At 40.3% G+C, this 21,326-nt stretch carries 21 protein-coding genes, 1 pseudogene and 1 riboswitch; of the genes and pseudogenes, 17 read left to right on the top strand and 5 right to left on the bottom strand.

The window, feature by feature from the left end; all coding sequences use genetic code 11:
- Window positions 1-327: 327 nt before the first annotated feature.
- The 17 genes and pseudogenes from ACWJAO_RS09585 to ACWJAO_RS09505 all read left to right on the top strand — a co-directional run bounded on the left by ACWJAO_RS09585 (window position 328) and on the right by ACWJAO_RS09505 (window position 16,089).
- Complete coding sequence (locus ACWJAO_RS09585; RefSeq protein WP_449140092.1) at window positions 328-2,031, top strand: DUF262 domain-containing protein; 1,704 nt, start codon at window positions 328-330, stop codon at window positions 2,029-2,031.
- Window positions 2,032-2,660: 629 nt separating this feature from the next.
- On the top strand, window positions 2,661-3,599 hold the full coding sequence (locus ACWJAO_RS09580) for a hypothetical protein (protein WP_449140091.1): 939 nt from the start codon (window positions 2,661-2,663) through the stop codon (window positions 3,597-3,599).
- A 53-nt stretch (window positions 3,600-3,652) separates the two neighbouring features.
- Window positions 3,653-4,660, top strand: coding sequence for a glycosyltransferase family 2 protein (locus tag ACWJAO_RS09575; protein WP_449140090.1), 1,008 nt, complete (start codon window positions 3,653-3,655; stop codon window positions 4,658-4,660).
- Complete coding sequence (locus ACWJAO_RS09570; RefSeq protein WP_449140089.1) at window positions 4,657-5,592, top strand: glycosyltransferase family 8 protein; 936 nt, start codon at window positions 4,657-4,659, stop codon at window positions 5,590-5,592. Before ACWJAO_RS09575 ends, ACWJAO_RS09570 begins: the two co-directional genes overlap by 4 nt.
- Before the next feature lie 5 nt (window positions 5,593-5,597).
- Entirely contained in the window at window positions 5,598-6,674 is a 1,077-nt protein-coding gene (locus ACWJAO_RS09565; RefSeq protein WP_449140088.1) for a glycosyltransferase family 4 protein, read from the top strand.
- Window positions 6,675-6,677: 3 nt separating this feature from the next.
- Window positions 6,678-7,727 carry a mannose-1-phosphate guanylyltransferase gene (locus tag ACWJAO_RS09560; protein ID WP_449140087.1) on the top strand — a complete coding sequence of 350 codons (1,050 nt, stop codon included), beginning with the start codon at window positions 6,678-6,680 and terminating at the stop codon, window positions 7,725-7,727.
- Window positions 7,728-7,752: 25 nt separating this feature from the next.
- A complete protein-coding gene (locus ACWJAO_RS09555) occupies window positions 7,753-8,886 on the top strand; it encodes a glycosyltransferase family 4 protein (RefSeq protein WP_449140086.1) in 1,134 nt (377 codons plus the stop codon).
- An 80-nt stretch (window positions 8,887-8,966) separates the two neighbouring features.
- Window positions 8,967-10,085 carry an NAD-dependent epimerase/dehydratase family protein gene (locus tag ACWJAO_RS09550; protein ID WP_449140085.1) on the top strand — a complete coding sequence of 373 codons (1,119 nt, stop codon included), beginning with the start codon at window positions 8,967-8,969 and terminating at the stop codon, window positions 10,083-10,085.
- Between the two features lie 3 nt (window positions 10,086-10,088).
- A complete protein-coding gene (locus ACWJAO_RS09545; protein ID WP_449140084.1) occupies window positions 10,089-11,528 on the top strand; it encodes a nucleotidyltransferase family protein in 1,440 nt (479 codons plus the stop codon).
- A 488-nt stretch (window positions 11,529-12,016) separates the two neighbouring features.
- On the top strand, window positions 12,017-12,235 hold the full coding sequence (locus ACWJAO_RS09540) for a hypothetical protein (RefSeq protein WP_117588186.1): 219 nt from the start codon (window positions 12,017-12,019) through the stop codon (window positions 12,233-12,235).
- Window positions 12,232-12,666: a putative toxin-antitoxin system toxin component, PIN family gene (locus tag ACWJAO_RS09535; RefSeq protein ID WP_449140083.1), complete on the top strand. Its 435-nt coding sequence runs from the start codon at window positions 12,232-12,234 to the stop codon at window positions 12,664-12,666. Before ACWJAO_RS09540 ends, ACWJAO_RS09535 begins: the two co-directional genes overlap by 4 nt.
- A gap of 38 nt (window positions 12,667-12,704) precedes the next feature.
- Window positions 12,705-12,854, top strand: a pseudogene (locus ACWJAO_RS09530) (dTDP-glucose 4,6-dehydratase); the annotation flags it as partial.
- A gap of 449 nt (window positions 12,855-13,303) precedes the next feature.
- Complete coding sequence (locus tag ACWJAO_RS09525) at window positions 13,304-13,498, top strand: hypothetical protein (RefSeq protein ID WP_154482375.1); 195 nt, start codon at window positions 13,304-13,306, stop codon at window positions 13,496-13,498.
- Window positions 13,470-14,075, top strand: coding sequence for an N-acetyltransferase (locus tag ACWJAO_RS09520; protein WP_449140082.1), 606 nt, complete (start codon window positions 13,470-13,472; stop codon window positions 14,073-14,075). Before ACWJAO_RS09525 ends, ACWJAO_RS09520 begins: the two co-directional genes overlap by 29 nt.
- 427 nt (window positions 14,076-14,502) lie before the next feature.
- Window positions 14,503-14,778, top strand: a complete 276-nt coding sequence (locus tag ACWJAO_RS09515; RefSeq protein WP_449140081.1) for a hypothetical protein — start codon at window positions 14,503-14,505, stop codon at window positions 14,776-14,778.
- A 589-nt stretch (window positions 14,779-15,367) separates the two neighbouring features.
- On the top strand, window positions 15,368-15,736 hold the full coding sequence (locus tag ACWJAO_RS09510) for a hypothetical protein (protein WP_449140080.1): 369 nt from the start codon (window positions 15,368-15,370) through the stop codon (window positions 15,734-15,736).
- Complete coding sequence (locus ACWJAO_RS09505; protein WP_449140079.1) at window positions 15,727-16,089, top strand: type II toxin-antitoxin system PemK/MazF family toxin; 363 nt, start codon at window positions 15,727-15,729, stop codon at window positions 16,087-16,089. Before ACWJAO_RS09510 ends, ACWJAO_RS09505 begins: the two co-directional genes overlap by 10 nt.
- A 419-nt stretch (window positions 16,090-16,508) precedes the next feature.
- On the opposite strand, the gene thiH is transcribed toward ACWJAO_RS09505, so the two are convergent.
- From thiH to ACWJAO_RS09480, 5 genes are all read right to left on the bottom strand, one after another.
- Window positions 16,509-17,648 (bottom strand): 2-iminoacetate synthase ThiH, encoded by a 1,140-nt coding sequence (gene thiH / locus ACWJAO_RS09500; RefSeq protein WP_449140078.1) that lies wholly within the window; start codon window positions 17,646-17,648, stop codon window positions 16,509-16,511.
- Window positions 17,649-17,652: 4 nt separating this feature from the next.
- Window positions 17,653-19,347, bottom strand: a complete 1,695-nt coding sequence (gene thiC, locus ACWJAO_RS09495) for a phosphomethylpyrimidine synthase ThiC (protein ID WP_449140077.1) — start codon at window positions 19,345-19,347, stop codon at window positions 17,653-17,655.
- A gap of 100 nt (window positions 19,348-19,447) precedes the next feature.
- Window positions 19,448-20,221 (bottom strand): thiazole synthase, encoded by a 774-nt coding sequence (locus tag ACWJAO_RS09490; RefSeq protein WP_022121898.1) that lies wholly within the window; start codon window positions 20,219-20,221, stop codon window positions 19,448-19,450.
- Between the two features lie 88 nt (window positions 20,222-20,309).
- Complete coding sequence (gene thiS, locus ACWJAO_RS09485; protein ID WP_006848697.1) at window positions 20,310-20,507, bottom strand: sulfur carrier protein ThiS; 198 nt, start codon at window positions 20,505-20,507, stop codon at window positions 20,310-20,312.
- 197 nt (window positions 20,508-20,704) lie between these two features.
- Window positions 20,705-20,799, bottom strand: a riboswitch (TPP riboswitch).
- A gap of 83 nt (window positions 20,800-20,882) precedes the next feature.
- On the bottom strand, window positions 20,883-21,308 hold the full coding sequence (locus ACWJAO_RS09480; protein WP_117692436.1) for a Fur family transcriptional regulator: 426 nt from the start codon (window positions 21,306-21,308) through the stop codon (window positions 20,883-20,885).
- Between the last annotated feature and the right edge of the window lie 18 nt (window positions 21,309-21,326).

Here is a 21,326-nt window from a genome sequence, read left to right as displayed (position 1 = left end):
AACCTGCTTCCAATGACAATCTGCTTGGATTAATGAAATTTTTAGTGAAAGAAATTTAAAAATGAAATTTGCGGGCTTTGCAAAAAGCCCGCAAATAGGGGCGTTGTGACATTTTTGGACGCTTACGCTTGGTCGCATAAAAATAGAAGGTAGTACTTATACCAATGATTATGTTGTTTTAGCAGCATCAATTATTGACGTGCTTTATGATTTGAGATGTAAGGCTGTTCATGGAGAAATTGAAATAAACACTAATATGTTGAAAATTTATGAACATGCCTTTGCATTACTTAAAATATTGGTTACAGATTTTTATTAAGTTGAATTATGGAAAATAAAATTGATGGACAGGGGATGAGCCTGGCTCAAGTGTTTGAAGATAGGTATGTAATCGATTATTTTCAACGAGAATATAAATGGGAGAAGAAACATATAGAACAGCTCATATATGACTTAGATTTTGCTTTTCATGAGTCTTATAAGAATGGGGACACTATAGACGATGTTCCTGCCTATAAACCATATTTTATGGGACCTTATATTGTTAGTAGGCATCATACCATGTATTCTCTTATTGATGGGCAGCAACGCCTTACGTCGTTAACACTTTTGCTTATATATATAGTGAAGAATTTTCCAGATACTAAAGATGATTTGGATGGTCTAATCTATAAGCGTAGCTTTAGAAAGGAAGCGTATAATCTAAATATAGAAGGACGTGAGCGAGTAATGGACTATCTATATAAAGATATTGACTTTGATAAAACAAATATGAGCGTGTCTGAGTCTAATATCTTAAGTCGCTATACAGATATTGAGGATTTGTTTCCAGAACGTCTGAAAGATGTGGATAGAATTATTTTATTTTCTTATTGGTTGCTAAATAAAGTAGTTTTAGTGCAGATTTTATCTTATTCAGATGATAATGCATATACAATATTTGAGACCATGAATGATAGAGGATTTAATCTAACATCTTCAGAAATGCTAAAAAGTTTGCTTCTCTCTAAGATTAAAGATGCAGAAGTTAGACGTAGATGTGACAAAAAATGGAAAGAGAATATACAACGTCTGATATCTGTAGATAAAGATTGTGAACAAGACTTCTTTAGAGCTTGGCTTAGAGGTCGGTACCTTATGAATGTAAAAGATACCTCTGATGTAGATGCCATAGGTATAGGGTTTCATCGTTGGGTAAAAAACAATATGAAGTTATTTAAATTGACTTCTGATAGTAAAATAGAGAGTTTAATCACAGATGAGTTAAGTTTTTATATAAGTATATTCTTGTCAATTCGAGTTTCCGAAACATCACCAAACGGTTTATATCCGAGTATTTTTGTTCAAAATCCATATGGAGTAGCTTCTTCTTTAGCGTACCCTTTATACTTATCTGTTGTTAATCAATCGGATTTGCAAAAGGATATTCAAAATAAGATAAAACTTGTTTCTAAGGCTTTGGATACGTTCGTTGTTCGTCGAATTCTAACGCATCTATCAGTAGGTCAATCATCTATTAGAGGATTTATGTATCCTTTGATTTTGTCTGTTCGTGGTTTGGGTATCGATGAGTTAAGAGACAATCTTCTTTCTTTTTTGGATAAGTATGTTTTGATGGGGCTGGAACTAAGTCCAGATATTGTTGCACATTATCCGTATAAATTTTTACGTTATTTTCAATATCGTGTAAATTTGTATTTAGAGTCACTCTTGGGGGCTTATCAAGTTACAAGTTATTCTGATTGTCGCCGTTCTGTTCTGGTAGACATGATGGATGGGAATATAACGTTAACAGCAGGTCTTTATCGAACTTGTAATTCTCCAATATATGCAATTGCAATGTTTTTGGGAAATAATTCTACAGATTATCTGAAGCGTTATAGATGTTTGATTGATGAACCAGATAGTGAAGAAAGTGTGATATTGCTGGAAAAGTTAAATTTGCCACAAGGCAAGAAGACGAAGAAGTTACTTGACAGTTTTTTACATTCTCTTTATGATGCATTAGTATTACAGATTTGGAGTATTTAAAAGTTTATTTATGTAACTTGTGAAATCGGAAAGCAGATTTCCTTTAGCTTGATAATTAAGTCTTTTTAAGAGTTGTAACACTCTTTCTGATATGGCTAACAAAGAATAGAAAAAATGATATGGAAAAGATATTAACAATAGTAATTCCTACGTACAATATGCAAGACTATCTTCGCTGATGTCTTGATTCATTGATTGTACCTGAGGAACAAATGCAGCACTTAGAAGTGCTAGTAGTGAATGATGGCAGTAAGGATAATTCTTCTGTTATATGTCACGATTTTCTTGTCCAATTTTACTATTCCTAGATGAAAAGCTTAGAAGATTAGTTTTCAATCTCTTCTCCAATAGATGTAGTTTATATTGCTCACCTATTTCATATTATGTCGTCAAATAAAAATAAAGTTATGTCGAAAAAAATACATACATTCATTTTATATTTGTTTACGTTTACATTGTTACTTGAATGTAATTCTGTTTATATTGTAAATGATCGAAAAGTAAGTCAAGTGGTACTTTTGTCTTCGATATTATTATTATTATGTTTATTAATAAGAAGTAAAATTAAGTTTTCGTTAAAACCCATAGCGCCATTTTGCTGTTTCTTGTATATAGCATGGGCATTAATTATGTACTTTAATGGAACTGGAGATAATGGCTATATATTGAAATTCTTTGGATTTCTTCCTATGGTAACTCTTTATCTTGCTTTTGGAGGATTTGAACGTTATCGAGACTTGCTTCATTGCCTTGAAAATTTAGTGATATTTATATCATGTGTTTCGTTGTTTTTCTATTTGCTTGGCACCGTTTTGCAACTATTACCAAGTACTAATATTGTTTATACAGATTGGAGTGGTACTTTTTTCCCAACATGGTACAATGTTTATTATGAAGCTCAGCCATTTAGAAATTGTGGTATTTATCCCGAAGCTCCTATGTTTAACTATACTTTAGTAATAGCACTTTTGACTGAATATTTTATTATGCATAGGAATAGATGGAAAATAATAATTCTTGCAACTGCAATTTTGACGTCAACATCAACAACAGGTCAGTTTGCGTTATTAGCTTTAGTTTTTACTCATGTTCTAAGAAAATTACATGATGGTAGCTTGTCACGACTACAAACTGCTATTATTTTATTCTTGAGTGTTTTAATTACAATATTATTGATATATGTAGGCAATATTATAATGGAAATGAAAAGTCAAACGTCTTCCTATGATGTAAGATTAGCGGATATAAACACGGCTTTAAACGTGTTTTTTGATAATATTTGGTTAGGAAGTGGATATGGTAAAAATCAATTTGGAAGTAGTAATTCTTTATTCGTATTAATGGCAGATGGTGGATTATTTATGTTGGTAGTATATGGTTACTCTTTACTGATCTGGCCATTAGTTCAAATTGCTAAAAAACAATATAGCTTGGCTATAATGTATCTTTTGTATTCCTGTGTCTTTTCAATCACCATTATCCTTTATACGGAATTATCTTTATTAATAATAGCATATCCTTTGAGCCGGATATTGGAATTAAAGAAGAAAGTTATTTTATTAAAATAGAATACATATTCAAAATAGTACATTTTTGTAAATCAATATTTAATTTTTAACTTATGATTTTATTAAGTATAATTATTCCAACCTATAATATGGAAAAGTATCTAGCTCGATGCTTGAATTCTGTAATAGTGGGTAATGAAAGTCGATGCGACTTTGAGATTTTAGTCATTAATGATGGAAGCAAAGATTGTTCTTTGAAAATTGCAGAGCAATTTAAAGATAAATATCCTAATATAATTCAAGTTATAGATAAGCCAAATGGTAATTATGGTTCGTGTATTAATTGCGGTTTAAAAAGAGCTGTTGGAAAATATTTTCGAATTTTGGATGCTGATGATACATTTTCTAACGTTGCTTTATCAGATTTTTTAGATAAATTGTCACATTCCAACGAGGATATGATTATTTCAAATTTTTTATATAAATATGATTTGACATATCTGCATAACAGAATTGTTCCCCAGAATGTCACTTTTGATAAAACTTATCATTCCTTTGATTTTTCCGTTGATAATTATGAAGTCTTGTCTATGCATGCCGTTACATATAAAACTTCTTTATTGACTGATATTCAATTATTTCTAGATGAGGGAGTAAGTTATACGGACTTGGAGTATGTATATTTTCCGTTGAAATATATTCAATCTTTGAAGTTTATAAATTGTGATTTATACGAATATCATATTGGTCGTGAGGGGCAGACGGTAAATCCAATCAATCAAGTAAAAAGTTATAAAAGTTTGTTGGTTGTATCCAAGCGTCTCGTAGATGATTTTGCATCAGATCACAAAATGACTAATAGTGTCGTACGCAATAATCAAAAGGTTGTAATTAATAAGATAATTTATACCACATTCAAAATCGGTTTAGTATATAGTGAAAAAAACAAGGAAAATAATGAAATACTAAAGACTATATATAAAAGACTAAAAGAAACTGATATTAGTACATTGTGGCTAAAAAAGAAAAAAATAAAACCTTTGGTTTTTATTTGGTCTGTAACAGGGATATATTTAAACTTTTTAAGTGGAAAGCTTAATCATATTTTAGGAAAAGCATGAATATAGTATTAACATTTGATGATTCTTATGTACAACATGCATCTGTTTTGATTGCTTCTGTATGTTCAAATAATAATGGGTTAATCAATTTTTTTATTATTTCTGATTACATTTCAGACCAGAATGTTAAGCATATAAACGAGCTTGTTTATGCATATAAAAATAGTGTGAAGTTTATACTGTTGGACAAACATAGTCTTGAAAAGTTTCCTATTGGTGAAGGAACAGCAAATACTTATGTTTCTCTAGCAACTTATTATCGCCTCTTAATACCGGATTTAATTCCTGTAGAAATTAATAAGGTCATTTATCTTGATTGTGACATTGTTGTAAATGGTGACTTATCTGGTTTGTGGAACTATGATGTTTCTAAAGTTTGCTTGGCCGCATTGGAAGAACAACCATCTTTATGTTTTTCTGGATGTAAGAGATTAAAGTACGACCAGCAATACTCTTATTTTAATGCAGGTGTGCTTTTGTTGAATCTTGAAAACATAAGGAAAAAGTGTACATTTGATGATTTTACGACTTATATAAGAGAACATCATGAGGATATATTGTTTCATGATCAAGATGTGTTGAATAAATTTTTCCATGCTAGTAAAAAGTTCATTCCATTGAAGTATAATGTTATGGATGCTTGCTTGCTTAAAAAGGCTAAAGTCTCCAAACTATATATACATGATATGGAAGATATATATAAACCAATAATTATTCATTATTCTGGGCCGATAAAGCCCTGGTACAAGGAATGTAAAAATCCGTATAAGAGTCTGTATTATCATTATCTTGGTAAAACTTTTTGGAAGAATTATAAACCACTAAACAAATATACATCTCTAAAAGATATTTTGGTATTTCGTTCCAAAAACTTCATAAAGTTTGTGTTCGAATTATTACATGTTCACTATTATTCATACATAAAGATCTAAAGTATATGAGAATAACAATAGATTGTCGAATGTGGGGTAAGAATTTTGGAGGTATTGGTAGATATGTTCAAGAAATCGTTCTTGAGTTATTGAAAAACGAAAAATGGGATTTTACTCTAATTGTAGCAGATGAAAAAGTTCGTAAAGAGATAGTGAAATCTTCTGACAACCAGCCAACTCACCTTTCTCTAATTATTTGCAATGCAAAGATGTTTACGGTATCAGAACAGGTTGAGTTACCTAGAGTGATTCCTATGTGTGATATCTTTTGGTCTCCATATATGAATGTTCCTTTTCTGCCTTGCAAGGCGAAATCTAGAGTGGTAACACTTCACGATGTATTTCATTTGGCTAATCCGCAGTATTATAGCTTTATGAAGAGAGTTATGATAAAGCCATTTTATTATTTCTCTTCCCATAAGAGTGATATGATATTGACGGTTTCTGATTTTTCAAAGAGTGAAATTGCCAGAACTTGTGGGGCGAATATTGCAAATAAAACAGTTGCCGTATATAATGGATGTGATATAGATGTAATGCAAGTGCATGAACCTCTTGTCTCCTTCAAGTATATTCTTTTTGTGGGTAGTGTAAAGCCTCATAAAAACTTAAAAAACGCTCTCTTAGGTTTTTCTCTAATGAAAAATAAAGCCCACAAGTTTGTGATTGTAGGCAAAAAAGAAGGCTTTATTACAGGGGATAATGAGGTATTTGGCATTGTAGATAACTTAAATAAAGATACTGAAAGGGTAATCTTTACTGGTAATATATCTGATGATGAACTCTATTCGTGGTATAAAGGGGCGACAGCATTGGTACAGCCGTCATTTTACGAAGGATTTGGTTTACCTGTTGTTGAGGCAATGAAATTCAATTTGCCTATAGCTTGTTCTGATATCCCTGTATTTAGAGAAATAGGAAAGAACTTTGTTTCCTATTTTAATCCTTATTCTCCTGATTCTATTGCTGAATGTTTAGATAAGGTTGTTCTTATGCCTAAAAAAGATTATCCTCATTGGATTTCTTGGAAAGAAACTGCAAATCAAATAGCAGTTGAGTTTGAAAAGCTGGCATTGAAATAGTTTATGTATAACGATATTCAAATCATAATCATGGCCGGTGGCGTAGGTAGCCGCTTTTGGTCAATGTCAACCCCCGATTATCCAAAGCAGTTCATAGATGTGATGGGTGTCGGCCGTTCCCTCATTCAATTGACAGTAGATAGATTGAAACCAATCTGTCCTGTCGAGAACATGTGGGTAGTGACAAACGAGAAATATATCAGCATCGTCAAGGAGCAAATCCCTGACATGCCAGTAGATAACATATTATCAGAGCCGGAGGCTCGCAATACCGCTCCATGTATTGCTTATGCCTGCTGGAAGATCCAGAAGAAACATCCTGATGCCAACATCGTAGTGACACCATCCGATGCCCTGGTCATCAACACCTCGGAGTATCAGCGAGTGCTCAGCAAGGCATTGAGCTATACAGCCGATAAGAACGCCATCGTTACCATCGGTATCAAGCCAAGCCGCCCTGAAACAGGCTATGGCTATATCGCTGCAGCAGAGCCAACATCCGTAGATGAAATCTATAAGGTAAAGGCTTTCAAGGAAAAGCCAAACCTGGAGACAGCTGAGCAATACCTTGCCGCTGGCAATTACTATTGGAATGCCGGAATCTTCGTATGGAACATTGATACCATCAGTAAGGCAATCCGCACCTTCCAGCCAAACCTTGCCAGCATCATGGATGAGATGGCACCTTCTTTCTATACCGAACAGGAGAAAAAGGTAGTCGGCAAACTCTTCCCAACCTGTGAGAAGATTAGCATTGACTATGCCGTAATGGAGAAGTCGAAGGAAATCTATACCTTGCCAGCTGAGTTCGGCTGGAGCGACTTAGGTAGCTGGGGTAGTCTCCGTACCCTGCTTCCACAAGATGAGAATGGCAATGCCAAGGTGGGTAAGGATATCCGCCTATATGAATGCAAGAACTGCGTGGTTCATGCAGTTGATGAAAGTAAGGTGGTAGTTCAAGGCTTGGATGGCTATATCGTAGCCGAGAAGAATGGACAATTGCTTGTCTGCTCTTTGAAAGAAGAACAGAGAATTAAAGAATTTGGAAAGTAATGTAATGAATTTCAATTAATGATATATGAAAGTTGCAATCGTACAAGAATGGCTTGTCACAGTTGGTGGCTCTGACAAGGTAGTTAAAGCAATTCTGGACGTATTTCCAGATGCTGATATATATACATTGGTGGCTAAGAAAGAGGTATGTGATGAACTTGGTATTCCATGGGAAAAGGTTCATACTTCCTTTATTCAGAAGATGCCTTTGGGAACAAAGAAGCATCGTGCCTATCTTCCTTTGTTTCCTTTTGCCATTGAGCAATTCGATCTGAGAGGATATGATGTTGTTATCTCTTCTTCTCATTGTGTGGCGAAAGGTGTGCTGACCAAGGCTGACCAATTACATATCTGTTATTGTCATAGTCCTATCAGATATTGTTGGGATATGTATAATGAGTATCTGGAAGAATCGCATTTGGATAAGGGATTCAAGAGTTGGTTAGTTCGTCTTATGCTTCATCCTATCCGTCAGTTTGATGCCATTGCAGGAAGTCGTGTGGATTATTATATCAGTAATTCTGATTATGTGGGTCAGCGTATTAGAAAAACATATAGAAGAAAAGCTACGACTATCCATCCTAACATTGATATCTCCAATTTTGAATTATGTAATGATAAACAGGAGTATTATCTAGCTAGTAGTAGATTAGTAGCTTATAAGAAGATTGATACCATCATCGAAGCCTTTAATCAGATGCCTGATAAGAAACTGGTTGTGATAGGTGGTGGTCCAAATCTGGAGGCGTATCGTAAACTGGCTAAGGATAATGTAACCGTGATGGGATATCAGCCATTTGATGTGCTGAAAGACAAGATGCAGCATGCCAAGGCTTTTGTCTTTGCTGCTGATGAGGATTTTGGCATGATTCCTATCGAAGCTCAAAGTTGCGGTACTCCTGTTATTGCATACGGTCATGGTGGTTCGCTAGAGACAGTTAACGGCGGTAAGACCGGATTGTTCTTTAAAGAGCAGACTCTTGAAGCAATAGTTGAAGCCGTAAATAAGTTTGAGGCTATTGGGTCACAACCATTCGCTCCTGCTGATTGTCGTCAATGGGCTGAAGGTTTCTCAGAAGAGAGATTCAAAAGAGAAATCAAGGAGTTCGTTGAAGAGAAATACGAGGAATTTAAGAAGTACGGAATAAATATTGATTAATGAATTATTGTGCAAACGAGAGCAAAACAAGCTTGCTTGATTTTGCTGAGTGCAGCCAATAATCTATTAAACATAGTTTTATGAATTATATTATCACTGGCGGTACCGGCTTCATCGGTACCCATCTTACAAATTTGATTAAGGAGCGTTATCCTAACGCCCAAGTATATAACCTCGACATCGTGAAGCCTGGTACTCCTAATCCGGTAGTAAAGGATTACAAGCCTGCTTTGCGTGATGGTCAGAAGTTGCAGTCTACTTTCATCGAGTATGATATCCGCAAGCCTATCGAGAACTTGCCATTTACTCCTACAGAGGATGATGTCATCTTCAACTTTGCTGCAGTTCATCGTACTCCTGGTCATGAAGATTATGAGTATTTCGAGACTAATATCCGTGGTGCTGAGAATGTGGTGGCGTTTGCGGAGAAGTGGAATATCAAGAAGATTGTGTTTACTTCTAGTATCGCACCATACGGAGCAGCAGAGGAACTGAAGAAGGAAACAACATTGCCTACTCCTAATACTGCATACGGTATCTCTAAGTTGGTGGCAGAGAAGATTCATGAGAAGTGGCAGAATGGAGGAAGTGTCCCACAGATCTCACAGATTAACACAGATGGGGCGGACGTGAAGTCCGCTGTGAATGATAGGCAATTGCTCATTGTTCGTCCTGGTGTGGTATTCGGAAAGGGTGAGAATGGTAACTTTACCAGATTGTATTGGGCTATCCGTAGTCATAAGTTTGCTTACCCTGGCAGAAAGGATACCATCAAGGCTTGTATCTATGTAAAGGAGTTGGTGAGATTCATGCTATGGAAAGTGGAAGAGGGGGTGAACACGAATAACTCGAATAACACGAATGGGGTAGACGTGAAGTCTGCTAAGGGTGTGGAGATTTATAACTGTTGTTTCGAACCTGCTTATACCATTCAGCATATTGTAGAGGCTATGAAGAAGGTAACTGGATTGACTCAGTTTGTGCCTGATATTCCTAACTGGGTTATCATGCCTATGGCTAGAGCTGCCATGCTCCTTGGTTCGCCAATGGGTATCTGTCCTGCGAGAGTGAAGAAGCTCCAGATTTCTACTAATATCTGTGGTGAGAAGTTGAAGAATTGCGGTTATCAGTTTAAGTGGAGCTTTGAGGAAGCGCTGGCTGATTGGTTCGAGGATAATGACAGGAAATATCTGAAATAAGAAATGACAAAAACATCTGCAATCTTTTTGTTCTTAAAATATTGCCTTGGCAAGAAGGTGGATATGAGTATGGTTGTCACCAATTTGGATTGGCGGCAACTATATACCTTCGCATCTAATCAAGCAATTATCGGATTCTGCTTTAATGGTATCAACAGATTGGGACAGGAGTTCCCTGATGAGTTAAAGAAGAATCCGATAGGAAGGGATTTGCTGATGACTTGGATGGGAGCGGCACAACAAATTCATCGACATAACATGAAGGTGAATATGGTGGCAAGCAAACTCTTCTCGATGCTGAGGGAGGATGGATTGAGGTGCTGTGTTCTAAAAGGTCAGGGCAATGCCTTGATGTATCCGAATCCATATTCCCGTACTCCTGGGGATATTGATGTTTGGATAAATGCCAGTAGGGAGAGGATTATGGAGTATGCTCAAAAAAAGTTTGAACTAGGGGATGATATCAGACTGCAGCATTTGGAGACTTCTCTGGATGGTGTTCCGGTTGAGCTGCATTTCTTTCCTTGCTCCATGAATAATATTCTTAATCATGTTAGGTTGCAGAAATGGTTTCGGAGGAATGCGGATTTGCAATGCTCAAATGTTGTTGGGCTGCCCGATGGGGCAGGGGATATTGCTATTCCTACTTCGCCTTTTAATGTGGTGTATCAGTTGTGTCATCTTTATCATCATTTCTTTGATGAGGGGATTGGAATGAGGCAAATCATTGACTACTACTATGTGGTTTGCGACTTTTATAAAGTCTATCAAAATTCTTCGAAAATCACCCCGTCCCTCTTTACCCTTAAAGAAGGAGATTTTTCGAATCACCCCGTCCCTCTTTCCAAAGAGGGCTCCACTTTCTCCCCAAGCCCCTCTTCCTCAGGAAGCGGGGATGTAACCGCACCTTCTCGGTGCTCGGAACCGCTACGCTCTAAGGTTGGCGGACCATCAAAGGTCTCGCCAGATTGTGCGGGATGGGACCGCCTTTCTATAGAGGGAGATAATTCTGCTGGATCTATTGACACTTCTGCTACTGTTGCTCGCTCTTCTTTTGCTGCCGGTTCTTCTGGCTCTACTGATTCTTCTGCCTCTACTGCTTTAGTTGTGGTGCAGAGGGAATTGAAGTATTTGGGATTATGGAAGTTTGCGGGGGCTGTGATGTTTGTGATGAAGGAGGTGCTGGGGATGTCTGAGGATAAGATGATAGCACCGATGGATGAGAAGCGAGGAAAGTTGTTGCTGGCAGAAATTCTGAATGGCGGCAACTTCGGCAGGCACTTTTCCAAGTATGGTGGGTTTACGCATCAGAGTATGGGGAAGAAGTATTTCCTGAAAATATGGAGGAATATGCACTTTGTGAGATATTATCCTGCCGAGGCTCTAAGTGAGCCAATTTTCAGAACTTGGCATTTCTTCTGGAGGCTTAAACACAGGAGGTAATTTTACGGATTCTTCTTTTTCTTGTCCCACAGATCTCACAGATTAACACAGATTTTTGGACCTGTGCGGTCCTGGGTAAGGTCACGCAGATTGCGCAGATGACGCAGATTTCTTCTTTGCTTTTTCTTGTCCCACAGATTTCACGGATTAACACAGATTTTTGGACCTGTGCGGTCCTGGGGGGAAAGGTCACGCAGATTGCGCAGATGACGCAGATTTCTTCTTTGCTTTTTCTTGTCCCACAGATTGCACGGATTACACAGATTTTTGCCCTATGCGGGCTGGGACCGCCGGGGGAGAAGAGAGTTTATAGTTAATAGTTTATAGGTTGCTGTTTATAGTTAATAGTTTACTGTTTAGAGTTAATAGTTTACAGTTGAACTTGTAGTAATTTGATGATAAGTTGCAGATTTCTTTTGATTTTCTTGGTGGTTTCAAGAAAAAAGCGTAACTTTGGCGGCAGAAGTTGAACGTTTAATTGAAATAGAATGGAACAGACTGTATTTAACCCTGCTCAGATGAAGATTCTTCAAATGATGTCTTATATCAAGACTCCACAGGAATTAGATAATCTTGAAAATGTTCTCTCTCAATACTTTGCAAAGAAGGTTGATGAGGGGATTGATGAGTTGTGCGATAATGGAAGTATAACTCTTGATACCATAGAGAGCTGGGGTAATGAACATTTACGTACTTCTGGCAAATGAGAAAGATAGTTCTTGATACTAATTGCTTATTGATGAGCCTTCCAAGGATAAGCCCTTATCGTAAGATTTGGGATGATTTCTTGAAAGGTAAATTGACCTTGTGCGTCACAAATGAAATTATTGAGGAGTATTTAGAAATCATTGAGCAGAAGACTAATGCAAATATTGCTAGTAATGTTGTGTCTGTGATTCTAAATCAAAAGAATGTGGAATTCGTAACACCCTATTATAAGTTGCATCTCATTCAAGCTGATGAGGATGACAACAAATTTGTAGATTGTGCTTTTTCTGCTGGTGCAAGTTGTATAGTGAGTAATGATGCTCACTTTAAAATTCTCAATGAGGTTGAATTTCCTCGCATTTTTGTTGTAAATATAAAAGATTTTGTGGAGTTATTATTGCGGAATCAAGGAAATAATCATCTTAATTAATAGTTTAAGATGTCGTAACTATTGATTATAGCAAGTAGCAGAAGGAGCTCGGTTGGGAGCCATCTTTCCTGTTTGAGGAGGGAATCGAAGAAACGGTGAAATGCTATCTCGAGAACCAGGAATGGATGGATCATGTTACTTCTGGGGAGTATCAGAAGTATTACGAGGAGATGTATAAGGATAGATAATGTCTTTTTTCGAAAACCTACCTTCAATAGTCTTTAAGACCCCTTCGGTTCCCCTCGCAGGGGACAGAAACCTTCCTTACCGTTAAGGAAGGCTCCACCTTTCATCTCGGTCTTCTCTCCTCAGGGAAGAAGAGGGAAACCGCCCTACAGTGCTGTATTTGCCCCACCTGTCCCTCCCCAGCGGGAGGGTCCTTAACTCACTTCCAAGCCCTCGCCCTTTCCAAAAGGGCAAGGGATGTAACCGCCCTCCGGTGCTCAGAACCGCTACGCTTTATGGTTGGCGGGGCATCAAAGCCCTGCGCCATGTTTTGCGGGCTGGGACCGCATGGGGATAACTTTATTTAGTGATATTTTGCTGGTAACTTGCAGATTTTTGGCATTTTCCTTGGTGGTTTCGCAGAAAATGCATAATTTTGCAACATAAGTTTAATCATTTAAAATGAAAGGTTATGGCATTAGAGATAAGAAGTATTCCTGTTTTGACAGGTGAGACTGCTAAACGATTTGTTCGTGAGGCAGAGGAGAATGAACGTAATCCGCAAAGAAAGGCTTTGCGAATGTCATTTGCTGATGTGGAGAAAATATTGGTTCGTTCAACTGCTAATTTGAAAGCGCATGGAGGAAAGAGTCCTTTTGCAAAGTAATTGCTCGCTTTATCGTGTTACGACAAAAAATGAGCTTGATTCTTTCTGTTGTGGCGATGAAGACCTTGATGATTTCTTTCATCAAGAGGCTTGTCTCTATGATGGACAATTATTGGGGAAAACATATTTCTTTGCTACAGAAAGAAGTGGTAGGAATGAAATAGTCTGTGCCTTTACTCTGGCTAACGACAGCATCAAGGCAGCTTTAATTCCAAATGTTTCAAGAAACAAAATACAAAGGAAAATTCCGAATTCCAAAAGAACAAGAAGTTATCCGGCGGTATTGATAGGAAGACTAGGAGTTGCGAAGAATTTTCAAGATACTAATGATGGTATTGGCTCACAAGCAATAGACTATATCATATCTTGGTTTTTGTTACCTGATAATAAGACTGGTTGCCGTTTTATTGTGGTTGATGCCTATAACAAGGAAAATGTATTACGTTTTTATGGAAAGAATGGCTTCAAATTCTTGTACTCAACAGAAGAATTAGAGAAAGAAGCAAATCATATTCCTGAAGATGAACACTTGGAGTCAAGGATGATGTATCTTGACTTGTTGGGCTATATAAGATAAAAGTCTTTACGACCCCTTCGGTTCCCCTTGTAGGGGACAGAAACCTCAGGAAGCGGGGATGTAACCGCCCTTAGTGCTGTTTTTGCCCCACCTGTCCCTCCCCAGCGGGGGGGCCTTACCCTATACCCAAGCCCTAAATCCCTACCATAGGGATTAGGGATGTAACCGCCCTACTCGGTGCTCGGAACCGCTACGCTCTAAGGATGGCGGACCATCAAAGGTCTTCGCCAGGTTGTGCGGGATGGGACCGCCGGGGGAGAGAGAGTTTATAATTTACAATTAATAGTTTATAGTTGGCAGTTTATAGTTTACAGCTTATATCCGGAGAATTTGATGATAAGTTGCAGATTTATTCTGATTTTCTTGGTGGTTTCAAGAAAAAAGCGTAATTTTGGCGGCAAAGTTGAACGTTTTAAAGAAGATAATTATGAATATAGTTGCTTTAAGTAATAGGCTTGCAAGTAAGGTTCCTCATTGGCATGAACTCGAAAAGTTAAGTAAGGAAGATAAGATAGAGGTTATTGCTTTACTTTCCATGTCGATAGCTAATGCTGAGGAAATTAAAACGCCAGCAGATAGGACTAAAGAAATGGTAGAACGTTGCTGTGGTTCATGGGTTGGCGAACAGTCGGCAGAAGATATTATAGCTAATATCAACGAGAGTAAAATGTCAAAGTCAGAACCTGTCAAGTTTGCTTATTGAAGATGCTGACATAGTTATCGGTACTACGGCTATCATAAATAACATGGTTATGGTTACAGAAAACGTTAAGCACATAGGAAGGCTTAATGGTCTTGTTGTTGAAAATTGGATGGAAAATAATTAGCTGTAGGAGTAACCGCCCTACAGTGCTGTATCTGCCCCACCTGTCCCTCCCCTGCGGGAGGGTCCTTAATCCTAAACCAAGCCTTTCCCTTAACCATTAAGAGAAAGGATGTAACCGCCCTCAGTGCTGACTTTTCTACCTCTCCGTCTCTCCTGCAAGGAGAGCTCCACATCCTAACCAAGCCTTCCCTTCTCGAAAAGGGAAGGGTGTAACCACCCTCCGGTGCTCAGAACTGCTACGCTCTAAGGTTGGCGGACCATCAAAGGTCTTCGCCATGTTGTGCGGGCTGGGACCGCCGGAGAGAGAGAGTTTATAATTTACAATTAATAGTTTATAGTTGACAGTTTATAGTTTACAGCTTATATCCGGAGAATTTGATGATAAGTTGCAGATTTCTTTTGATTTTCTTGGTGGTTTCGAAGAAAAAGCGTAACTTTGGCGGCATCTAACATAAAATACAAAGGTATGGAAGAAAATAGATATAAAATGACAGAAGATAATGCTGCGGCTGGTATGGTTGCTGAGCCAACTCCGGTCGTAAGGCCTTCTTTGTCTGTTCAGGAAATGAGACATTGTCTTATGGATGCAATATATTCCTCCAAGGATGTTGATAAATTATATTCCTGCTTGGTTATTCTTAAAGGTAAGCCAGCAACAGCAAAAGAATATCGTAGCAAGTATCGTGCTAAGACGGATGCAGAACTTTCTGCAGAGTTGTCACAATTCCCATCTTGGGATGAAACAGAACATCCTGATTTGTCGAATATTGATTATCGACAGTATAAGCATAAGAAGTCGCCAAGAACAATTAAAGCAATGTCAAAATGGCTGTAACTAGAGTAAATCAAGGAGAAATTGTAGAGGTTCCATTTGAATTGCCTGATGGAAGCATCTTGCCACACCCTGCATTGATTCTTTCAAATGAGTATTTGCAGGATTATGAAGATGGCTTGTTTTATGCAGTGCTGATCTCTACCAAAAATCATTATCCGGAATTCACAATACCAATTGAGGATTCTTGGCTAAACAAGCCTTTAAGTAAAAGCTCATTCTTTGTCACTCATATAATTGACCAGTTTAATGTTGATGAAGTGATGAGACGTAACAATACGTATTTAAAAGCTCGTTACTTTGATTATGTTGTGGATGAGATCATCAAGAATGTAATTGGGGGCAAAGAGGAATAATTGGTTGGGGTACAATGAAGTTTCATTAGATTGATAGATATTGGAGCTTCCCACGGAATTATGTAGACTTTAATTCAAGACTTAGTAGTTCTACTTCATGCTATGGAAGGTGGAAGAGGGGGCGCACACAGATTGCACGGATTACACAGATTTTTGGACCTGTGCGGCCCTGGGGGTAAGGTCACGCAGATTGCGCAGATGACGCAGATTTCTTCTTTGCTTTTTTTGTCCCACAGATCTCACAGATAAACACAGATTTATGCCCTATGCGGGCTGGGACCCCCTGGGGAAAGGGGGAGCCCTGATTAACATCAAAGCCCTCGCCAGAGTAATCTGTAATATATCAATATAAAAAAAGAGTGTGTCATGAATTTATGATACACTCTTTTTTTTATATGTTCAGTCTAATAATACCTTCTCTATCCGTTTGCGATATTTCCGAACAAATCGAATGAGGCATCCCAATCTTTCCAGACAGGCTCTCTGCCTATTTCCTTCAGTCGGGCATTGATAACTTTGGCAGTACGCTCATCGCTTACGGTGAACTGCTCCAATGCTTGCGGATAAGTATGGTAGCCGCCAGGATTTACCTTCGATTCTGCCGACATGGTAGTTACACCGAGTGTTGCCATGTGGTCGCGGATGTAGGCTGGCTCACGGGTAGAGTAGGAGATGTCTACATCGTGGTCGAAGATACGCATGGCGAAAGTAGCCTGTGCCAACTGCTTGTCAGTCATATAGCAGTTTGGATGGAAACCTTCGTTCTGTGCAGGGCGCATACGTGGGAAATTCACGCTGTACTTGGTCTTCCAGTAATGCTTCTGCAGATAGCGCAGGTGGTAAGCCATCATCACTACATCCGTGCGCCACTCCTTCTCCAAGCCGATGAGCACACCCATACCGATGGAATGGACACCTGCCATACCCATGCGGTCGAAACCATCGCAGCGCCACTCAAACTTGCTCTTCATGCCACGTGGATGATAGAGGTTGTAATGTTCGCGGTTGTAGGTCTCCTGGAAACAGATTACGCCGTTCATACCATGGTCGGCGAGGGTCTTGTAATCCTCAGTAGAGAGCGGCATCACTTCTATCTTCACGTTAGAGAAATATTTCTTGGCGATATCGATTGCCTTGGCAAGATAAGGAGTGCCAGCCTTGGCTGGGTTCTCGCCCGTAACGAGAAGGATGTTCTCGAATGGAGCCAACTGCTTGATAGCCTTGTACTCGTTCTCAATCTGCTCTGAGGTGAGGATGGTACGGGCCATCGGATTCTCACGATGGAAACCGCAATACACGCAGGAGTTGGAGCATGAATTGGTGATGTAGAGAGGAATGAACATCGACATGGTCTTGCCGAAGCGCTCCTCGGTATATTTGCGGGAAAGACGTGCCATTACCTCCAGGTATGGCTCGGCTGCCGGTGAAATCAGCGCCATGAAGTCGTTCACATCGCAATGGTCCTTGGCAAGGGCACGGCGCACATCATTATCGGTCATTCGAGCTATGCGCTCCGTGGTCTCCTCCCAACTGATTTTCTTTAATTCGTCTGAAAACATTTTCTTACTTTTTAAACTTTCTCAAATCGTGTGTCAACTTGGCTGCGCAGAAGTTTGGACCACACATGGTGCAGTACTCACCGTCTGTATGACCTGCCTCCTCGAAATACTTCAAGGCAAGCTCTGGGTCGAGTGAGAGGTGGAACTGGTCTCTCCAGCGGAACTCGAAGCGAGCCTTGGAGAGGGCGTTGTCGCGGATGGTTGCACCTGGATGACCCTTTGCCAAGTCGGCTGCATGAGCGGCAATCTTATAGGTTACCACACCTGTGCGCACATCTTCCTTGTTAGGCAAGGCGAGGTGCTCCTTTGGTGTTACATAGCAGAGCATTGCGGTGCCGAGCCATGCTATCTGGGCGCCACCGATGGCTGATGTGATGTGGTCGTAACCTGGAGCGATATCGGTAACCAATGGACCGAGGGTGTAGAATGGTGCCTCGTGACAGTGGTCGAGCTGGCGCTCCATGTTCTCTTTGATCTTCTGCAATGGCACGTGGCCAGGACCCTCGATGAATGCCTGTACGTTCTTGTCCCAGGCACGGGTAATAAGCTCGCCCATGGTATCCAACTCGGCAAACTGGGCTGCATCGTTGGCATCGGCTATACAGCCTGGGCGCAGACCATCACCCAAAGAGAGGGCAACGTCATACTGTGCCACGATGTCGCAGATATCGTCGAAGTGCTCATAGAGGAAACTTTCCTGGTCGTGGTAGAGACACCACTTGCTCATGATACTACCGCCACGGCTCACGATACCGCAGAGACGGCTATCGGCGAGATGCACGTTGTGACGACGGATGCCGGCATGGATGGTGAAGTAGTCAACACCCTGCTCGCACTGCTCGATGAGGGTATCACGGAATACCTCCCAGTTCAGATCTTCTACCTTGCCGTTTACCTTCTCCAAAGCCTGGTAGATAGGCACGGTTCCTACTGGTACAGGACAGTTGCGCACAATCCATTCACGGGTTTCGTGGATGTTGTCGCCGGTAGAGAGGTCCATCAATGTATCGCCTCCCCACTTGCAAGACCATACAGCCTTATCCACCTCTTCCTCGATGCTGGAGGTAGTGGCAGAGTTACCGATGTTGGTATTGATCTTCACGAGGAAGTTGCGGCCGATGATCATCGGTTCGCTCTCCGGGTGATTGATGTTGGCAGGAAGAACGGCACGTCCGCGGGCAATCTCATCGCGCACATACTCAGGGGTGATATGGGTATCGATGCCCAACTCCTGGCAGTTCATGTTCTCGCGGATAGCCACATACTCCATCTCTGGAGTGATGATGCCAGCCTTGGCATAAGCCATCTGGGTGATATGCTTGCCAGCCTGTGCACGGCGAGGCAACTGGATGTGCTCGAAGCGGAGATGGTCGAGGCTATGGTCAGCAAGGCGCTGCTTGCCATACTCGCTGGTAACCTCCTTGAGCAGCTCGGTATCGTTGCGGTCGAGAATCCACTGCTCGCGCATTCTTGGCAAGCCCTTCTTCAGATCTACCTGATAGTTAGGGTCGCTGTAAGGACCGCTGGTATCATAGATATAAACCGGAGCGTTTGGTTCTGTATGTGGAATGCCGCGCTCATCCTTTACAACAGTAGGAGTGAGGTTTACCTTGGTCATTCCAACCTTGATCTGTGGGAAGAGTTTTCCCTGCATATACGCCTTTTCTCTCTGGGCGTAAGCTTTCTTATCGTTTGGCATAATTTTTTAAAGGTAAAAAGGTAAAAGGGTAAAAAGGTAAAAAGAGCGTTCTTGCTTCTTTGCCTTCATCCTTCATGCCTTTGTATTATCTATATTATAATTAGTCGTTGAGAAATGCGGTGAGAGGAGAACTTGCCTCGGCACAATCGCTGATGGCTCCGAGACCTGCCTCGTAAGCACGGCGACCGCATACCACTGCCTCCTTGAATGCCTTAGCCATCTCTACAGGATCACCTGCAACAGCGATAGCTGTGTTAACCAAGCAAGCACTGGCACCCATCTCCATAGCTTCGGCAGCGTGGCTAGGTGCACCGATACCTGCATCTACTACAACTGGAACAGTAGCCTGCTCGATGATGATCTGCAGGAAGTCCTTCATTCTCAATCCCTTGTTGGTACCGATGGGTGCAGCAAGTGGCATCACGGTAGCAGCACCAGCCTCTTCGAGGTGCTTGCAGAGGGTAGGGTCTGCCTGGCAATATGGCAATACCACGAAACCGAGCTTTACCAGTTTCTCGGTAGCCTTCAGCGTCTCGATAGAGTCTGGAAGAAGATAGCGAGGGTCTGGGTGGATTTCGAGCTTGAGCCAGTTGGTTCCGAAAGCCTCTCGAGCCATCTGTGCTGCGAAGACAGCCTCCTCGGCGTTGCGCACGCCACTGGTGTTAGGAAGAAGCTGGATATTTGGGTTCTGCACAATATGAGAGAGCAGGTCGTCCTGCTTGTCTTCGAGTTCGATACGTTTCATAGCAACAGTAACCATTTCTGTTTCTGATGCTTTGATGGCTTCAGCCATGAGGGCATTGTTGTTAAACTTTCCTGTGCCCAAGAAGAGGCGTGAGTTAAACTCTCTGCCTGCGATTACTAATTTTTCCATTGTTTTATTATAGAGTTGTTATTTTTGTTTTCATTTCTGTAGGAAAAGTACTTTTGGGTGGATTTTTTTCCGCAGTATTCTGGGACCGTTATCCTCCGCAGAACGCTTTTACGATAACGATGTCTGCTCCTTCTGCGATGATTGTGTTTTCCCATTCATCACGAGGCACCATTTCGTTACTGATAGCTACTGCAACTCCTGTAGCTGGCAAATCGAGTTCCTGGGCTAACTCCCTGATGGTTTTAGCCTGTGTCTCGGTCTCTTTGTTGTTGATAGTTACTTTCATATTCTGTTCGTTTTATATGATGAATAATCCGTTTGTTTACGCTTTTCTATCGCCCGAAAGCGATGATATGATAATATGTAATCAAACACGGTGAACTTCCAGATGAAAGCCTTAAGAGAAAGAATAAAGCCCCTAATCCCAGTTCAGGTATCGAATTACTCGATATTCCTTAACCGATGGAATAGGGGCTTTATGCGATAAGCGCTATCAAATATCCCTGCGACAGCATTACCTGCATCAGGTTCTATGGGTATCATCTCAGCCGAATCTTTCAGCACCCCGTGATAATTGCTTGCAAAAGTAATGATAATATCGGAAAAACAATAGAATTTCAAAAATATTTATGCTAAATTAACTCAGAATGCACCTTTCGCTTTACTGGTGTTTCTTTCTGCAATCCGGGCATTCGCCTTTGATGACAAAGGAAATAGAGTGAGGGTAAAAGCCTTCGGGCAGCTCGAAACTTGGAATATGGATATCCTCCATACAGAAGGAACGCTGGCAAGATTCGCAGTAGAAATGAATATGCCCGTCGTGATGATCGCAAGCCCCTTTTTCTTCGCAGAGTTCGTAGCAGAGTACGCCTCGCCCATCTTCGAAGGCATGTACCACATCATGTTCCAGAAAGAGGGTAAGGGTACGGAAGATGCTCGACTTGTCCATCGAAACCATCTTTCGTTCCAGATTGCTCAGACTCTGTGGGTTCTGTTCGCCCATCAGGGTCTTCATTACGAGTATGCGGTTGGCGGTTGGTCGGATGCCTTTCGATTCCAGCCTGCTGATAATATCTTGTGAATTCATCTTTGCTTCTTTTTAAAA

The sequence above is a fragment of the Segatella sp. genome (genome assembly GCF_977051555.1).
The sequence above is the reverse complement of the archived record's forward strand: the minus strand, read 5'-3'. Positions and strand labels throughout refer to the sequence as shown.

Bases quoted from the DNA above. Each gene is read 5' to 3' on its own strand.
- ACWJAO_RS09585 (WP_449140092.1), top strand. From the start codon at position 328: ATGGAAAATAAAATTGATGGACAGGGGATGAGCCTGGCTCAAGTGTTT.
- ACWJAO_RS09580 (WP_449140091.1), top strand. From the start codon at position 2,661: ATGTACTTTAATGGAACTGGAGATAATGGCTATATATTGAAATTCTTT.
- ACWJAO_RS09575 (WP_449140090.1), top strand. From the start codon at position 3,653: ATGATTTTATTAAGTATAATTATTCCAACCTATAATATGGAAAAGTAT.
- ACWJAO_RS09570 (WP_449140089.1), top strand. From the start codon at position 4,657: ATGAATATAGTATTAACATTTGATGATTCTTATGTACAACATGCATCT.
- ACWJAO_RS09565 (WP_449140088.1), top strand. From the start codon at position 5,598: ATGAGAATAACAATAGATTGTCGAATGTGGGGTAAGAATTTTGGAGGT.
- ACWJAO_RS09560 (WP_449140087.1), top strand. From the start codon at position 6,678: ATGTATAACGATATTCAAATCATAATCATGGCCGGTGGCGTAGGTAGC.
- ACWJAO_RS09555 (WP_449140086.1), top strand. From the start codon at position 7,753: ATGAAAGTTGCAATCGTACAAGAATGGCTTGTCACAGTTGGTGGCTCT.
- ACWJAO_RS09550 (WP_449140085.1), top strand. From the start codon at position 8,967: ATGAATTATATTATCACTGGCGGTACCGGCTTCATCGGTACCCATCTT.
- ACWJAO_RS09545 (WP_449140084.1), top strand. From the start codon at position 10,089: ATGACAAAAACATCTGCAATCTTTTTGTTCTTAAAATATTGCCTTGGC.
- ACWJAO_RS09540 (WP_117588186.1), top strand. From the start codon at position 12,017: ATGGAACAGACTGTATTTAACCCTGCTCAGATGAAGATTCTTCAAATG.
- ACWJAO_RS09535 (WP_449140083.1), top strand. From the start codon at position 12,232: ATGAGAAAGATAGTTCTTGATACTAATTGCTTATTGATGAGCCTTCCA.
- ACWJAO_RS09525 (WP_154482375.1), top strand. From the start codon at position 13,304: ATGGCATTAGAGATAAGAAGTATTCCTGTTTTGACAGGTGAGACTGCT.
- ACWJAO_RS09520 (WP_449140082.1), top strand. From the start codon at position 13,470: ATGGAGGAAAGAGTCCTTTTGCAAAGTAATTGCTCGCTTTATCGTGTT.
- ACWJAO_RS09515 (WP_449140081.1), top strand. From the start codon at position 14,503: ATGAATATAGTTGCTTTAAGTAATAGGCTTGCAAGTAAGGTTCCTCAT.
- ACWJAO_RS09510 (WP_449140080.1), top strand. From the start codon at position 15,368: ATGGAAGAAAATAGATATAAAATGACAGAAGATAATGCTGCGGCTGGT.
- ACWJAO_RS09505 (WP_449140079.1), top strand. From the start codon at position 15,727: ATGGCTGTAACTAGAGTAAATCAAGGAGAAATTGTAGAGGTTCCATTT.
- thiH (WP_449140078.1), bottom strand. From the start codon at position 17,648: ATGTTTTCAGACGAATTAAAGAAAATCAGTTGGGAGGAGACCACGGAG.
- thiC (WP_449140077.1), bottom strand. From the start codon at position 19,347: ATGCCAAACGATAAGAAAGCTTACGCCCAGAGAGAAAAGGCGTATATG.
- ACWJAO_RS09490 (WP_022121898.1), bottom strand. From the start codon at position 20,221: ATGGAAAAATTAGTAATCGCAGGCAGAGAGTTTAACTCACGCCTCTTC.
- thiS (WP_006848697.1), bottom strand. From the start codon at position 20,507: ATGAAAGTAACTATCAACAACAAAGAGACCGAGACACAGGCTAAAACC.
- ACWJAO_RS09480 (WP_117692436.1), bottom strand. From the start codon at position 21,308: ATGAATTCACAAGATATTATCAGCAGGCTGGAATCGAAAGGCATCCGA.